The organism is Actinomadura sp. NTSP31 (assembly GCF_041951385.1).
GTDB classification, from domain to species: Bacteria; Actinomycetota; Actinomycetes; order Streptosporangiales; family Streptosporangiaceae; genus Spirillospora; species Spirillospora napierensis.
On the sequence record NZ_JBGNUT010000059.1, the window covers coordinates 12,189 to 27,230 of the forward strand.

General features: G+C 71.9%; 13 protein-coding genes and 1 rRNA gene. 7 read left to right on the plus strand and 7 right to left on the minus strand.

All coding sequences use genetic code 11. From position 1 onward, the window contains the following. Positions 1-27: 27 nt before the first annotated feature. The gene (locus ACA514_RS47580; RefSeq protein ID WP_375048157.1) at positions 28-2,538 is read right to left on the minus strand and encodes an ABC transporter permease; all 2,511 of its coding nucleotides are present in this window, start codon (positions 2,536-2,538) and stop codon (positions 28-30) included. Beyond that, complete coding sequence (locus tag ACA514_RS47585) at positions 2,535-3,305, minus strand: ABC transporter ATP-binding protein (RefSeq protein ID WP_375048158.1); 771 nt, start codon at positions 3,303-3,305, stop codon at positions 2,535-2,537. Before ACA514_RS47585 ends, ACA514_RS47580 begins: the two co-directional genes overlap by 4 nt. Positions 3,306-3,545: 240 nt before the next feature. On the opposite strand from ACA514_RS47585, the gene ACA514_RS47590 reads away from it, so the two are divergent. From ACA514_RS47590 to ACA514_RS47605, 4 genes are all read left to right on the plus strand, one after another. Further along, on the plus strand, positions 3,546-4,310 hold the full coding sequence (locus ACA514_RS47590; protein ID WP_375048159.1) for a TetR/AcrR family transcriptional regulator: 765 nt from the start codon (positions 3,546-3,548) through the stop codon (positions 4,308-4,310). A 61-nt stretch (positions 4,311-4,371) separates the two neighbouring features. Beyond that, a complete protein-coding gene (locus tag ACA514_RS47595) occupies positions 4,372-5,373 on the plus strand; it encodes a diiron oxygenase (RefSeq protein WP_375048160.1) in 1,002 nt (333 codons plus the stop codon). Between the two features lie 2 nt (positions 5,374-5,375). Continuing rightward, positions 5,376-6,956 carry a flavin-containing monooxygenase gene (locus tag ACA514_RS47600; RefSeq protein ID WP_375048161.1) on the plus strand — a complete coding sequence of 527 codons (1,581 nt, stop codon included), beginning with the start codon at positions 5,376-5,378 and terminating at the stop codon, positions 6,954-6,956. A 193-nt stretch (positions 6,957-7,149) separates the two neighbouring features. Further along, positions 7,150-7,962 (plus strand): SDR family NAD(P)-dependent oxidoreductase, encoded by an 813-nt coding sequence (locus ACA514_RS47605; RefSeq protein ID WP_375048162.1) that lies wholly within the window; start codon positions 7,150-7,152, stop codon positions 7,960-7,962. A gap of 73 nt (positions 7,963-8,035) precedes the next feature. On the opposite strand, the gene ctaD is transcribed toward ACA514_RS47605, so the two are convergent. Then, entirely contained in the window at positions 8,036-9,703 is a 1,668-nt protein-coding gene (gene ctaD, locus ACA514_RS47610) for a cytochrome c oxidase subunit I (protein WP_375048163.1), read from the minus strand. Positions 9,704-9,774: 71 nt separating this feature from the next. Further along, positions 9,775-10,803, minus strand: a complete 1,029-nt coding sequence (locus tag ACA514_RS47615; protein ID WP_375048164.1) for an NAD(+)/NADH kinase — start codon at positions 10,801-10,803, stop codon at positions 9,775-9,777. Between the two features lie 174 nt (positions 10,804-10,977). Between ACA514_RS47615 and ACA514_RS47620 the strand changes: the two genes are divergently transcribed. Next, positions 10,978-11,475: a DUF523 domain-containing protein gene (locus ACA514_RS47620; RefSeq protein ID WP_375048165.1), complete on the plus strand. Its 498-nt coding sequence runs from the start codon at positions 10,978-10,980 to the stop codon at positions 11,473-11,475. On the opposite strand, the gene ACA514_RS47625 is transcribed toward ACA514_RS47620, so the two are convergent. Continuing rightward, the gene (locus tag ACA514_RS47625; protein ID WP_375048166.1) at positions 11,476-12,114 is read right to left on the minus strand and encodes a TetR/AcrR family transcriptional regulator; all 639 of its coding nucleotides are present in this window, start codon (positions 12,112-12,114) and stop codon (positions 11,476-11,478) included. It abuts the gene before it with no gap. Between the two features lie 79 nt (positions 12,115-12,193). Here ACA514_RS47625 and ACA514_RS47630 point away from each other — a divergent pair, with 79 nt between their 5' ends. Then, positions 12,194-12,913 (plus strand): SDR family NAD(P)-dependent oxidoreductase, encoded by a 720-nt coding sequence (locus tag ACA514_RS47630; protein ID WP_375048167.1) that lies wholly within the window; start codon positions 12,194-12,196, stop codon positions 12,911-12,913. Positions 12,914-12,953: 40 nt separating this feature from the next. Here ACA514_RS47630 and ACA514_RS47635 read toward each other — a convergent pair whose 3' ends face one another. Beyond that, complete coding sequence (locus ACA514_RS47635; RefSeq protein WP_375048168.1) at positions 12,954-13,898, minus strand: AraC family transcriptional regulator; 945 nt, start codon at positions 13,896-13,898, stop codon at positions 12,954-12,956. 83 nt (positions 13,899-13,981) lie between these two features. Here ACA514_RS47635 and ACA514_RS47640 point away from each other — a divergent pair, with 83 nt between their 5' ends. After that, positions 13,982-14,818: an NAD(P)H-binding protein gene (locus ACA514_RS47640; RefSeq protein ID WP_375048169.1), complete on the plus strand. Its 837-nt coding sequence runs from the start codon at positions 13,982-13,984 to the stop codon at positions 14,816-14,818. Positions 14,819-14,915: 97 nt separating this feature from the next. Here the strand turns inward: ACA514_RS47640 and rrf are convergent. Then, positions 14,916-15,032: ribosomal RNA gene (rrf, locus tag ACA514_RS47645) — 5S ribosomal RNA — on the minus strand. Positions 15,033-15,042: the final 10 nt, after the last annotated feature.

Here is a 15,042-nt window from a genome sequence, read left to right on the forward strand (position 1 = left end):
GGCGCCGGGCCGCCGGATCGGCCCTGGTCAGGGGGCTGCGATCGAGGCGAGGATCGCCCGCCGGGCCGCGCGGCGCGCGGGCCGGACCGCGGCGAGCGCGCCCGCCGCGGCGCCGACCAGGGCGATCACCGCCAGCTGGACGGGCGGCGCCGCGAACGGGTTGCCGAGCGCGGCGCCGAGGCCCCAGCCGAGGAACGCCCCGAGCCCGAGCCCGCCGGCGGTGCCGAACACCGCGACGATCACCGACTCCCAGCGGACCATCGACCGGATCTGCGGGCGGGTCGCGCCGACCGCGCGGAGCAGCCCGAGTTCGCGGGTCCGCTCGTGCACCGACAGCGACAGGGTGTTGGCGATGCCGAGCAGCGCGACGATGATCGCGAGGGCGAGCATCCCGTAGACGACGGCGATGAAGCCGTTCATCTCGGAGGTCTGCGCGGCGATGAAGGCGTCGCGCGTCTCGACCTCCGGCGCGCCGTACGGCTCGGCGAGCGCGGTGAGCGCGCGCCGGGCGGACCCGACGGACGCGCCGGGCCGCAGGTCGACGAACGCCCGGGTGTCGAGCGGCTGGCGGGTGTGGGCGTTCCAGACCGTCCGGGGGACGAGGTAGTCGCCGGTCACGTCGGTGGCGTCGTAGACGGCGCCCACGGTGACCTGCTGGGCGGTGCCGTCGGCGAACGTGAGGCCGACGCGGGAGCCGGCGCGCCAGCCGCGGTCGTCGGCGATCTTCTTGGAGACCGCGAACGTGCCGGGGCCGGCGAGCGAGCCCTGCCTGACGTCCAGGTCCAGGACGCCGCGCAGCGCGGACGGGTCGCCGACGGCGACGGTCGCGGCGCGGCCGTCGACCCGCATGGCGCCGGTGCCGAGCCCCGCGACGGCGCGCACCTGCGGCAGCCGGGCCGCCTCCTGGACGAGCCGCGGGTCGAAGCCGCCGGTCTCGTTGGTCCCGCCGTCCACGACGAGCGGGCCCTTGAACGATCCGGCGACGCCGTCCTCCAGCGACGCGCGCAGCGAGCCGACGAAAACGGTGAGCAGGGTGACGACGCCGACGCCGATCATCAGGGCGGTCGCCGCGCCGGCGGTGCGGCGCGGGCTGCGCGTCGCGTTGCCGCGGGCCAGGGCGCCGGGCACGCCGCGCAGCCGGGCGGCCGGTGCGCCGAGGAAGGCGGCGGCCGGGCCCGCCACGGCCGGCCCGAGGACCACCATCGCGAACAGGCACAGCACCGCTCCCGCGGCGGCCATCGGCACCCGCCCGCCGGTGGCGCCGAGCACGACCGTCCCGGCGGCCACCGCGGCGAACACCCCTCCGACTATCACTCGGGTGTCGGACGGGCGGGACGGCTCCGCGGCGACCTCGCGCAGGGCCGCGAGCGGCGGCACCCGCGACGCCCGCAGCGCGGGTCCGAGCGCCGCGACCAGCGTCACCAGCAGTCCGGCCGGGATCGCGATCAGGAGCGTGGTCGCCGAGACGGTGAGCCCCTCCATCGCGATCCCGATCCGGAACTGCGTGAACAGCAGCCGGAGCAGCGCCGCGAAGCCGAGCCCGCCGGCGAACCCGGCCAGGGTCGCGACCGCGGCGATCACCAGGGCCTCGGCCCCGGCGACCGTGACGACCTGGCGGCGGCCCGCGCCGAGCGCGCGCAGCAGCGCCGACTCGCGGGTCCGCTGCGCCATGGTGATCGCGAAGGTGTTGTGGATGCTGAACGCCGCGACGAGCAGCGCCACGCCGCCGAACGCGCCGAGCACGGTCCGGAACACCGTGAGGAAGCCGTCCTGGACGGCGGTCATGCCCTCGTCGACCTGCGCGCGGTTGGTGACGGCCTCGGTCCCGGCGGGCAGCACGGGACGGATGCGCGCGGCCAGCTCGTCCTGGCTCACCCCGCCGGCGGCGCGGACCGCGACGCTGCTGATGCGGTCGGGCGTCTTCGCGACGTACTTCCGCGCGCCTTCGAGGCTGAACGCGGTGAAGGACGTCTCGCCGAACGCGTCCTCACTGCCGAACTTGCTGATGCCGACGACGGTCACCGCAACGCGTTCGGGGGTGAGGACGGCCGTCCGGTCGCCCACCTCGAGATGGCCCTCGTCGGCGAACATCTTGTTGACGACGACCTCGTCCGGCGCGCGCGGCGCCCGTCCGGCGGCGAGCCGGTAGGGGTTGAGCTTCGGGTCGTTCAGCCAGTTCCCGGCCGTCCTCGGGCCGCGCGAGGGGATCGTCGTCCCGTCCTTGGCGAGCAGCTGCCCCGATCCCTGGACGACGGGCTCGGCGTTCGCGACGCCGTCCACCCGGCGGACCCGCTCCAGCACGGACGCGTCGATCTGGCCGCGCGTGCCCCACGGCTCGTCGCTCACCTTGGTGGCGTTGCGGACGCTGACGTCGCTCCTGCCGTAGGCGCCGGAGAAGTACCCGTCGATGCTGGACGCGAGCGTGTCGCCGAGGACGAGCGTTCCGGTCAGGAACGTCACGCCGAGGAACACTGCTATCAGCGAGCCGGCCATGCGGCGCTTGCGTCCCCACAGTTCCTTGAAGACGAGCCTGGTCACGACAGGTCCCGCATGCGGTCGAGCACCCGGTCGGCCGTGGGCTCTTCCATGACGTCGACGATGCGGCCGTCCGCCAGGAAGACGACGGCGTCCGCGTGGGCGGCGGCGACCGGATCGTGGGTCACCATCGCCACCGTCTGCCCGAGGTCGTCCACCGCACCGCGCAGCAGTGTGAGCACCTCGGCGCCCGTACGGGAGTCGAGGTTGCCGGTCGGTTCGTCCGCGAACACGATCTGCGGACGGGTGACCAGCGCGCGCGCGAGCGCCACCCGCTGCTGCTGCCCGCCCGACAGCTCCGACGGCTTGTGCGAGAGCCGCTGCCCCAGGTGCAGGACCCGCACCACGGTGTCGAGCCATTCCCGGTCGGGGGCCGTGCCGGCCAGGGTCATCGGAAGGACGATGTTGTCCCGCGCGGTCAGCGTCGGGAGCAGGTTGAACGCCTGGAACACGAACCCGATGCGCTCGCGCCGCAGCCGCGTCAGGTGCCGGTCGGGCAGGGATCCGAGTTCCTGGTCGCCCACCCAGACCTTCCCGGACGTGGCGCTCTCCAGGCCCGCCACGCAGTGCATCAGCGTCGATTTGCCGGCGCCGGAGGGGCCCATGATGGCGGTGAACCGCCCGGCCGGGAGCGCCACGCTGACCTCGTCGAGCGCGCGCACCGCCATGTCGCCGGTCCCGTAGACCTTGGTGAGCCGTTCGGTGCGGGCGCCGCCCCTGGCCGCGCCCGCCTCGTTGATGGTCCGTCTTGCCTCTGCCGCGTTTCCCATGCCGGGATCGTCGGGCGCCGGTACGGGCCGCGTCGTCCGGCTGCGAGAGGCACCGCGCCTACCCCGCGGGCGGCATCCGCGCGCCCGCGCGTACCCCCGGCGCGGCAGCCGGGCCGCGCCGGCTACCCCGGCGGCGGTACCTCCCCGCCGCTAGATCAATAAGACGGGTCGTCCAATTGTGATGCGGGCAACATACAAGCAGGCTTGCTTGCTTGTAAGTGGGCTCGTACCGTCGGAGGCGTGTCAGTGAGCAGCAGGCGGCGCCGGCGCCACGGCGGCGGGACGCGCCGCACCCAGGAGGAACGCCGGTCGCGCACGCAGGCCCGGCTCCTGGAGGCCACCATGGAGTGCCTGGTGGACCTCGGCTGGTCGGGCACGTCCACCACCGAGGTGGCCCGCCGCGCGGGCGTCTCGCGCGGGGCGCAGCAGCACCACTACCCGACCAAGATGGTCCTGGTCGCGGCGGCGCTGGAGCACCTGCTGGCGGCGCAGCGGCTGGCGTACGAGACGGCGTTCGCGGTGCTGCCGAAGGAGCGGCGCAACGTCACCGGCGCGCTCGACCTGCTCTGGGAGGTCTTCCGCGGCCGGCCCGCCAAGGCGCTGATGGAGCTGGCGGTGGCGGCCCGCACCGACGAGGAGCTGCGCCCGCTCTGCGCCGACCTGAACGAGCGGGTCCTGCAGACCATCGCGGAGACGTTCGAGAAGCTGTTCCCCGCGAACACGCTGCCGCCCGACTTCACCGACACGATGCTGCGCGGCCTGTTCGCGATGTTCGTCGGGCTGTCCATCCAGAACGCCCTCGACGACGACTTCCGCGGCCACCAGGCCGCGGTGCTCCGCCAGGTCAAGGACATCGCCCAGCTGATCGTCCCGGAACCCGGCGGCCCGACGCCCGCGTCCGCACCCGCGCCCCCGTCCGAGCCCGAGCCCGCGTCCGGCACCGCGCCGGACGGCGACGGCGGCGACGCGCACCGGCCCGCGGCCCACGCCGCGGGCGCCTCCTAGCCACGCAACCGAAACACCCCCGGCCCCCGCAGGCCGCACCACCCCCGAGGGAGCGCCTCTCATGCCGAAAGCCCCCACCGAACTCGCCGACGAGGTCCGCGAGCAGGTCAAGGACAGGAAGTCGTACCTCGGCGTCGTCGACCGCCTGAACAAGGCGTCGGTCGACAAGCACTGGGAGGCCTACGCCGACATCCCATGGGACGACCCCGAGTTCGTCGTCGACAAGAACGACCCGCGCTGGGTGCTGCCGCAGTTCGACCGGCTCGGGGAGACCGAGTGGTACCGGTCGCAGCCGCCGGAGATCCAGGCGCAGATCGGGCTGTGGCGGGTCGCCACCGCCATGAAGATCGGCCTGCAGTTCGAGAACCTGCTCAAGCGCGGGCTGCTGAACTACGCCTACCGGCTGCCGAACGGCCGGCCGGAGTTCCGGTACGTCTACCACGAGACGACCGAGGAATGTCACCACGGGATGATGTTCCAGGAGTTCGTGAACCGGACGAAGATGCCGATCCGCGGCATGCCGCGGTCGCTCAGCCTCATCGCGCAGGCCGCCCCGTGGATCCCGCTCGTCAGCACGGAGATGTTCTTCGTGTTCGTGCTGGGCGGCGAGGACCCGATCGACTACGTGCAGCGCAAGTCGCTCAAGGGCGGGCACATCAAGCACCCGCTCGAAGAGACGATCATGAAGATCCACATCGCGGAGGAGGCCCGGCACATCTCCTTCGCCCGGCACTACCTCAAGCACCGGATCCCGAACATGCCCGCCGCGCGCCGCCGGATCCTCGGCTTCGCGACCCCCATCGTCCTCGGCGTGATGGCGCGGATCATGCTGGCCCCGCCCGGGCCGATGGTGCGGCACTTCAACATCCCGAAGGACGTCGTCCGGCAGGCCTACAAGAACCCGGCCGCGCAGGCGGAGATCTCCAACTCGGTCGGCAAGATCCGCGACCTGATGGCGGAACTCGGCGTGATCGACCCGGTGAACAAGCGGGTCTGGAAGGCGTTCGGCATCTGGGACAAGCCCGGGACGCGGCGTCCCGTCGAACCGCCCAAGGCCGCCTGAGCATGCCCGGCACGAGCAGGCCCGGCGCGGGCGACGCCGACGCCGACGCGGGCGCCGCGGCCGTGGTGACGCCCGCGGCGGGGCCGGGCGGGCCGTACAAGGCCGTCATCATCGGGACGGGCTTCTCCGGCCTCGGCATGGCGATCGGGCTGAAAAAGGCCGGCGTGCACGACTTCGTCATCCTGGAGAAGGCGGACGAGGTCGGCGGCACGTGGCGGGAGAACACCTATCCCGGCTGCGCCTGCGACATCATGTCGCTGCTGTACTCCTACTCGTTCGAGCCGAAGAACGACTGGTCCCGGATGTTCCCCAAGCAGGGCGAACTACTGCGGTACATCAAGGACATCGTCGACAAGTACGAGCTGGCGCAGCACATCCGGTTCCGCACCGAGGTCACCGCCGCCGAGTACGACGACGCCACCGACACCTGGCAGCTGTCGATCGAGGGCGCGGGCGCCGAGCCCGGCGAGATCGTCCGGGGACGGGCGCTCGCCGCGGGCATGGGCCCGCTGCACCAGCCGAACGTCCCGGACCTGCCGGGCCTGGCGTCCTTCGAGGGGAAGACGTTCCACTCCGCCGAGTGGGACCACTCCTACGACCTGACCGGCAAGCGCGTCGCGGTGATCGGGACGGGCGCCTCGGCGATCCAGTTCGTCCCGCAGATCGCCGGGAAGGCCGGATCGCTGACGGTGTTCCAGCGGACGCCGCCGTGGATCATGCCGAAGCCGGACCGCAAGGTGACCCGGCTGGAGAAGGCGCTGTTCCGCCGGGTCCCCGGCTTCCAGCGCGGCTACCGCAACGGCATCTACCTGTTGCAGGAGAGCTTCGTCCTCGGCTTCAAGAACCCGAAGCTGCTGAAGGCCGCCAGTTCGATCGCGCAGTGGCACCTGGCCCGCCAGGTGCCCGACCCGGACCTGCGCCGCAAGCTCACCCCCGACTACACGATGGGCTGCAAGCGGACGCTGGTGTCGAGCGACTACTACCCGGCGCTGATGCGGCCGAACGTGGAGCTGACCACCGAGGGGATCGCGGAGGTCCGCGAGCGCTCGATCGTCACCCGCGACGGCCGGGAGCACGAGGTCGACGCGATCATCTTCGGCACCGGGTTCCACGTCACCGACGCGTTCGAGAACGCGCGCATCGTCGGCCGGAACGGGCTGAAGATCCAGGACGCCTGGAAGGACGGCATCGAGGCGCACCTCGGCGTCGCGGTGAAGGGCTTCCCGAACCTGTTCCTGCTGCTCGGGCCGAACTCCGGCCTCGGCCACAACTCGATGATCTTCATCATCGAGGCGCAGGTCCGCTACGTCCTGCAGTGCCTGGCGATGCTGGACGCGGCGGGCGGCGCCCGGATCTCGGTGAAGCCGTCCGCGCAGGACCGCTTCAACGCCTGGGTGCAGCGCACGTCGCAGGGCGCGGTGTGGGTGGCCGGCGGCTGCGACAGCTGGTACCTGGACCGCGCCGGCGTCAACCGGGCCGCCTGGCCCGCCTCGACCGTGGCCTACTGGCTGCGGACCCGCCGCCTCGACCCGCGCGACTTCCAGGTGGAGGGACGCGACGAGGCGGCGGTCCCGGTTTCGTAGCGAGGTGAGTGTCGGCGAGGCCGCCGCACCCCGTAGAATCCCCGCAATTGAACACAACATCCAATTAGCCGCCGCGGGCCGGGTCCACTCCCCCTCGGACCCCGGGCCCGCGGCACCGGCGCGCGGACGGCCGCTCCCCCGGACCACCGGGGCGCGGACCGCGCCGGAATCGAGCATCGAGCGGAGCGCGCAAATGAGCATCGCGATCGTGACCGGAGGCGCATCCGGCATCGGCCGTGCGATCGCCACGTCCCTGGTGGCGCGCGGCGACACCGTCGTGGTCGGCGACATCAACGCCGACGGCGCCGCGGCCGTCGCGGACAAGCTGAACACCCTCGGCAAGGGCAAGGCGTCCGCCGCCCCCCTCGACGTCACCGACGCCGACGCCGTCATCGACCTCTACAAGCGCGTGAAGGCCGAGAACGGCACCCTCGACCTGGTGTTCAACAACGCCGGCATCGCGATCGGCGGGCTGGCCGAGGAACTCACCCTCGACCACTGGAACCGCGCGATCGACATCAACCTCAAGGGCGTCGTGCACGGCGTGCACGCCGCCTACCCGATCATGCTGGAGCAGGGCCGCGGGCACATCGTCAACACCGCCTCGCTCGCCGGGCTCGTCCCGATGCCGATCGGCATCCCCTACACCGCCACCAAGCACGCCGTCGTCGGCCTGTCGCTCGGCCTGCGCGCCGAGGCCGCCGGGCGCGGCGTCAAGGTCAGCGTGGTCTGCCCGAGCTTCGTCGATACCCCGCTGCTGCACAACGTCAACCCGGACCTGCCGGAGACGCAGCTGAGCGGCAACGCCACCGGCGACATCGCGAAGGCGTCGCCGCGCCTCTACACGGCCGAGAAGCTCGCCCGCGACGTCATGAAGGGCGTCGCCAAGAACCAGGCGCTCATCGTGGCGCCCGCGCACGGCCGCCTCGCCTGGCGCGGCGTCCGCCTCAACCCCGCCGCGGCGGTCCGCGTCGCGCAGATCGCCGTCGGCCGCATCGCCAAGTAGCCGTCCGCGGCCGTCGTCCCGAAGGCACCGCCCGCGCGCGCTCACCAAGCGCGCGCGGGCGTCGCCCCCCTGACTACGGGGCCTCCTTCTCCGCCATTCCGGCCTCGACCTCCGTCGCCTTCGGGTAATGCAGGTCGAACGCGGGCCTTTCCGAGCGGATCCGCGGGATCGAGGTGAAGTTGTGCCGCGGCGGCGGGCACGACGTCGCCCATTCCAGTGAATTGCCGTAACCCCACGGGTCGTCGGCCTGGACGCGGGCGCCGCGCCGGGCCGTCAGGTACACGTTGTAGATGAAGAACAGCGTCGATATCCCGAGCAGGAAGGCCCCGGCACTCGAAACCCGGTTCAGGGTCGCGAACTCCTTGGGATAGTCGGCGTAGCGGCGCGGCATCCCCTCGGCGCCGAGCCAGTGCTGGACGAGGAACGTGGTGTGGAAACCGACGAACAGCGTCCAGAAGTGGACCCTCCCCCACGCCTCGTTCAGCATCTTCCCCGTCATCTTCGGCCACCAGAAGTAGAAGCCGGAGAACATCGCGAACACGACCGTGCCGAAGACGACGTAGTGGAAGTGCGCCACCACGAAGTAGGAGTCCTGCACCTGGAAGTCCAGCGGCGGCGACGCCAGGATGACGCCCGTCAGCCCGCCGAACAGGAACGTCACGAGGAATCCGACGGCGAACAGCATCGGCGTCTCGAAGCTGAGGTTGCCGCGCCACATCGTCCCGACCCAGTTGAAGAACTTCACCCCGGTCGGCACCGCGATGAGGAACGACATGAACGAGAAGAACGGCAGCAGGACCTGGCCCGTGGTGAACATGTGGTGCGCCCACACCGACATCGACAGACCGGCGATCACGATGGTGGCGCCCACCATCCCGAAGTAGCCGAACAGCGGCTTGCGGCTGAACACCGGAATGACCTCGGTGACGATCCCGAAGAACGGCAGCGCGATGATGTACACCTCGGGATGCCCGAAGAACCAGAAGAGATGCTGCCAGGTCAGCGCGCCACCGTACGCCGCGTCGAACACGTGCGAGCCGAACCGGCGGTCCGACTCCAGGCACAGCAGCGCCGCCGCGAGGACCGGGAACGCCATCAGTACGAGCAGGCTGGTCAGGAAGACGTTCCAGGTGAAGATGGGCAGGCGGAACATCGTCATTCCCGGCGCCCGCATCCCGATGATCGTGGTGATGAAGTTGACGCCGCCGAGGATCGTCCCGAATCCCGACAGTGCGAGCCCCATGATCCACATGTCGCCGCCGACGCCCGGCGTCCGCAGCGCGCTGTTCAACGGCGCGTACGCCGTCCACCCGAAGCCCGCCGCGCCGCCGGGCGAGATGAACGACGCGAACACGATCAGGCCGCCGAGCGCGAACAGCCAGTAACTCAGCATGTTCAGCCGCGGGAACGCCACGTCCGGCGAGCCGATCTGGAGCGGCATCACCACGTTCGCGAAACCCACGAAAAGCGGGGTCGCGAACAGCAGCAGCATGATGGTGCCGTGCATGGTGAACAGCTGGTTGTACTGCTCGTTGGAGACGATCTGCAGTCCCGGGGAGGCCAGTTCCGCCCGGATCACCATCGCCATCAGGCCGGCCAGCAGGAAGAACACGAACGAGGTGATCAGATACAGATGCCCGATCACCTTGTGGTCGGTGGTGGTCAGCCAGGACACCAGTACCGAGCCCCGGGGGCGTTCCGCTGCGGGCGCCTCCCGGAGTCGACGGCCGAGAAGGACCATGCCGGGCTCCGAATCGACGGGGGATGCCCATCACTATTCGCCGGGATTCGGGGCGATGCAAGACGCCTTTTTCAGCCCTCTTCGAAAGACGGTCGGTTCGGATTCCGTGGTGCGGCCGGCGGTTCGGGCGGAGCGGTGCCCGCGGGCGGTTGCGCGGCGCCTTCCGCGGCGGCCTGGAGGTGCGCGGCCGCGATCTGGGCATGGCGCCGCACGTCGGGCGGGATGAGCTCCAGGAGCTGGTCGGGGCGCAGCGGCAGGTCGAGCAAGCTGAGTTTGACCCTGCTGCGGCTGGCGTGCGTGGCCTCCGAGAGCCGGACGACCTGTCCCGCCTCAGGGCGCATCGTGGTGGTCAGCCAGTCGGCATGCCCGAGGTCGATGGCGGGCGTCCCGTCGACGTCGACGGTGACGGGTGCGCTGTCGGCCGCCACGGCCAGGTGGACCCGGTCCGCCGGGCCGAGCACGACCGGCCGGCTTACGCCGGACATGGGCGCGACCGGGGTGATGACCTGGGCGCCCGAGGAGGGCGACAGGACCGGCCCTCCCGCGGCGTAGTTGTAGGCGGTCGAACCGGTCGGCGTCGAGACCACGACCGCGTCGGCGCGGTAGTAGCCGTACTGCTGGCCGTTGACGCTGAGGTCGAGGGAGACCGCGCCGGAACGCGACGACCGGCCTAGCACCACGTCGTTGAACCCGGACGCGGCGCCGAGACGGGCCCTGTCGGTGTCCACCCGCAGGGCCGGATGCGGCTCGATGGTGAAGTCGCCGTCGGCGAGCTGGGCCAGCGCCGCCGGAAGCCGCACCGGTTCCACTTCGGTGAGGAACCCGAGGTTGCCGTGGTTGACGCCGAGCACGGGAACGGGCCGGTCGATCACCAGCCGCATCGCGCCCAGCATCGTGCCGTCCCCGCCCAGGGCGATGAGACCGTCCACCTCCTCGACGAACCGGGCCTCGGACACGACGTCCACCCCGGCCGGCACCCGGCCCGCGTCGGACTGGCGGACCACCACCCGCTCGTTCCGCTCATCGGCGCAGGTGAGGATCGTGGCGATCGAATCGTCCACGGGCCTGCTCGGATGCAACACCAGACCCAGCGTGTTCACCTGCGATTCCTCCCCCAGGGAGTCGCCCTACGAACATCGGCGGCCGGGCCGGGCCGGCGCCGGCGCGCCCGTCGCCCTGGCCGCCCTCGCCGAACGGCTTCCCGGTCTCCGGCTTGCCGTACCCCCTGCATCGTCCGAGGGAGCTTCCCGTCAGCTGGTGAATAGGCTGGAAGGGTGGAGCACATACTGGTCAGTTCCTGTCTGGTGGGACGGCCCGTCCGATACGACGGCGCCGCCAAGCCGGTCGCCGCCGGGCTGTTCGAACGGTGGCGCGCCGAGGGCCGCCTCGTCCCGTTCTGCCCCGAGGTCTCCGGCGGCCTGCCGGTCCCGCGCCCGCCGGCCGAGATCGTCGGCGGCGACGGCGCCGCCGTGCTCGGCGGCACGGCCCGGGTCGTGACCGGTACCGGCGCCGACGTGACGGCGGAGTTCCTGCGCGGCGCCCGCCTCGCGCTGGCCGCCGCCCGGCGCGCCGGCGCACGCGTCGCGCTCCTGAAGGAGGGCAGCCCGTCTTGCGGCGGCGCCCGCATCCACGACGGCACGTTCACCGGCACGTCGGTGGCCGGCAGTGGCGTGACGGCGGCCCTCCTGCGCCGCGAGGGCGTCCACGTCTTCGGAGAGGACGACCTGGAGGCCGTCGAAACCCTCCTGGCGGAGCTGGAGACCGTGTCCTGATCAGGCGCCGGGGGGCGCGCCGTCCATGAACCCGGCCACCTGCTCGCTGGACAGCGCCGGGACGGGCAGCGGATGCGCCGCACCGGCGCGCAACCCGTCGAGGACGAAGCCCAGGAACCGGCGCCACACCTCGGGACCGGTGTCCTTCGACTCGCGGATGATCTGGGACATCGCCCACATCAGCGGCACCATGTCCGAGGTCTCGAAGTCGCCGCGCAGCCGCCCCGACTCCTTGGCCCGCTCGACGAGCCGGTCCAGGTGCGCGAAACCGCGATGGCACGCCTCGCTCAACTCGGAGGCGAGCGGGAAGCGGCGCGCGAGCACGTCGTTGAGGCCGCGGTCGCCGGCCTGCAGCGCGACGAGCCCCTCGACGTACGCGGCGAACCCGGCCCAGGGGTCGGGATCGGCCAGGGCCGTCTCGGCGAGCCGGTCGAGGGCCGCCAGCCGGGCCGGGAAGATCGCGTCGAAGAGGTCCTGCCGCGCGGGGAAGTGGTTGTAGAGCGTGCCGATGCTGACCCCGGCCCGGCGCGCGACCTCCTCCAGCGGCGCGTCCAGGCCGCGCTCGCCGAACACCGCCGCGGCCGCGTCCAGCAGCTTGTCCCGGTTCCGCGCGGCGTCCGCCCGCCTCGTCTTGGGCATGGTCCCATCCTACGAAGTTGAGGAGGCCCTCGATTTTCCTGTTAAGTTGAGGTCGTCCTCAATTTCAGGAGGTTCAGCCATGGCCACGACGACCGTCGTCATCGGTGCCGGCCCCGGGCTCGGCATGTCGATCGCGCACCGCTTCGGCCGCGAGGGGCACGCCATCGCCCTCATCTCCCGCAACGGCGCCCGCCACCCCGGCTATCTCGCGTCGCTGGCGTCCGCCGGCGTCGAGGCGACGTCCCACACGGCCGACGTCCGGGACCGCGACGCCCTACTCCGAGCCCTCGACGAGATCACGGCGCGGCACGGCACGATCGACGTCGCCTACTACGGGCCAGGCGCGGCCGACCCGTCCGCCCGCCCGGCGCCCATCACCGAGACCGACGTGCCGGGCACGAAGGAGGCGATGAGCTGGGTGTATCCGGCCATCGACACCGTCGCCGCGGTCCTGCCGGGCATGCTGGAACGCGGGGAAGGCGGGCTGCTGTTCGCCGGAGGCCTCAGCTCGGTCGTCCCGATGCCGCTCATCGGGAACCTGGCGATCTCGGCCGCCGCCCTCCGCAACTACGCCGTCACCCTCAACGCCGCCCTCGCCGACAAGGGCGTGTACGCGGGCACGCTCACCATCGGCGGACTCATCGAACGCGGCGACATCCACCGCATGGTCACCTCGGACTCCGACCGGCTCGGCGGCATGACCGTGAGCACCCTGGACCCCGACGAGCTCGCCGACGCCGCCTGGGATCTCTACACCAAGCGCGACCGCGCGGAAGTGACCTTCAACGCCCTCGGCTGACCCCGCCTCCATGCTTGCCACCTGCCCGCAGTTCGTCGCGTCAACGAGCCTCGCGGCGCCACAGCGAGGGGCTCGTGCCGCGGGTGCGCTTGAACGCCACGCTGAACGCGAACGCGTCCTCGTAGCCGACCTCGCGGGCAACGGCGGCGACGGTCGCGTCGGTGTCGCGGAGCAGGTCCGCCGCCAGCGTCATCCGCCAGCCGGTGAGGTAGGTGAGCGGCGGCTCGCCAACCAGCGCGGAGAAGCACGCGGCGAACGCCGCGCGGGACATGCCGACCTCGGCGGCCAGCGCGGCGACCGTCCACCTGCGGGCCGGGTCCTCGTGCAGGAGCCGTAGCGCCTCCCCTATGGCGGGATCGGACAGCGCCCGGTACCAGGCCGGAAGCGCCGACCCCGGCCCGGCGCACCAGGCCCGCAACGCCACGACGACGACGAGGTCCAGCAGCCGGTGCAGGACGGCGTCCTGCCCCGGCTCCTCGCGCGCGACCTCCGCGGCCAGCAGCTCCAACGCCGGCCGCGTCCGAGGCCCGGCCGGCACGACGGCCAGCGGCGGAAGCATCGCCAGCAGCCGGTCCCCCACCTCGCCGTGGAGTTCGCAGACGCCCCGGAGCATGGTCGTGCCACCCGGCCGGCCGTCACCATAGGTTCGAGGAGCCAGGTTCCAGCTCGTCCCGTCCACCGGCTCACCTCCACGGACGCGGTACTTCCTCCCCTCCCTGATGACGACCTCGGGCGGGGTGGAGGGGCTGTCGGCGATCGTGCAGCGACCCGCCGCACCGATGAGGGCGATGTCGCCGGCCGCCAGGCGCTCCGGCGAGGCGTCCCCGTCATCGAGCCGGACCGACGCGCCACCGCCGAGGACCGCCACCACCGTGAGCGGGCTGGCGTCGGCGAAGGTCACGGACCAGGGCGGCCGCTGGATCAACTGCCTGACCAGGGTGTTCCTGGCCCGGGCCCGATACAGCAGGTCGCTGAGGACGTCCATTCCGCCGACACTAGACGATCACAAATGAATCCGCGACGTTCTCCCATGGATCGTCCAGCAGGGTGTGGGGTTCGCTGGTGGGCATGGACGACATCCTCATCCTCGGTGCCACCGGCAAGACCGGCCGGCGCATCGTCCGGCGTCTCAAGACCGCCGGACGAACCGTGCGCGCCGCATCCCGCACCGGGGGCGACACCACTCTCGATCTCGACGATCCGGCCACCTGGACGGCCGCCCTCGACGGCGTCACCGCCGTCTACCTGCTGGAGCCGAACCGCAGCCCGCAACCGGACGGCCAGGGCCCCCTTCCCCGCTTCGTGGCCGAGGCCGTCTCGGCGGGGGTGCGGCGCCTCGTGCTGCTGTCCGCCCACGGCGTCGGCGAGGCCGGCGACGATCACCCCCTGAAGGCCGCGGAGCAGGCCGTACGCGACTCCGGCGCGGACTGGACCATCCTGCGACCGGGCTGGTTCGCGCAGAACTTCAGCGAATCCTTCTGGCGGCCGGGAATCCTCAGCGGGGCCCTGGCCCTACCGACCGGGGACGGCCGCACGCCCTTCATCGACGCCGAGGACATCGCCGAGGTCGCCGAGGCGGCACTCACCGATACCCGGCACAGCGGCCGGACTTACCAGCTCACCGGCCCGCGCGCGATCAGCGTCGGCGAGGCCGTCGACCTCATCGGCAAAGCCACCGGGAGGACGATCCGCCACGTCGACGTGGCTCCGGAGATCTTCACGGAGCATCAGATCGCCGCCGGCGTGCCGGCCGAGGCCGCCCGCCTGCTCACGGGCCTCCTGGTGGACATCCGCGACGGTCATGGAGCCGAAATCTCCGACGGTGTCGAACGAGCCCTCGGCCGAACGCCCCGGACATTCGAGGACTTCGTCGCCGAAGCCGCAGCCGCGGGCCACTGGGACTAACTCAACCGCCGACGGGCGGCCGCGGCACGTGCGGCCGCCCGACCACCCCTAGAAATACGAAAGGCCCCGCCGAATCGGCGGGGCCTTTCTAATATGAGTCCGGCGGTGTCCTACTCTCCCACACAGTCTCCCATGCAGTACCATCGGCGCTGAAGGGCTTAACTTCCGGGTTCGGAATGGGACCGGGTGTTTCCCCTCCGCCATAACCACCGAACGTCTCACGC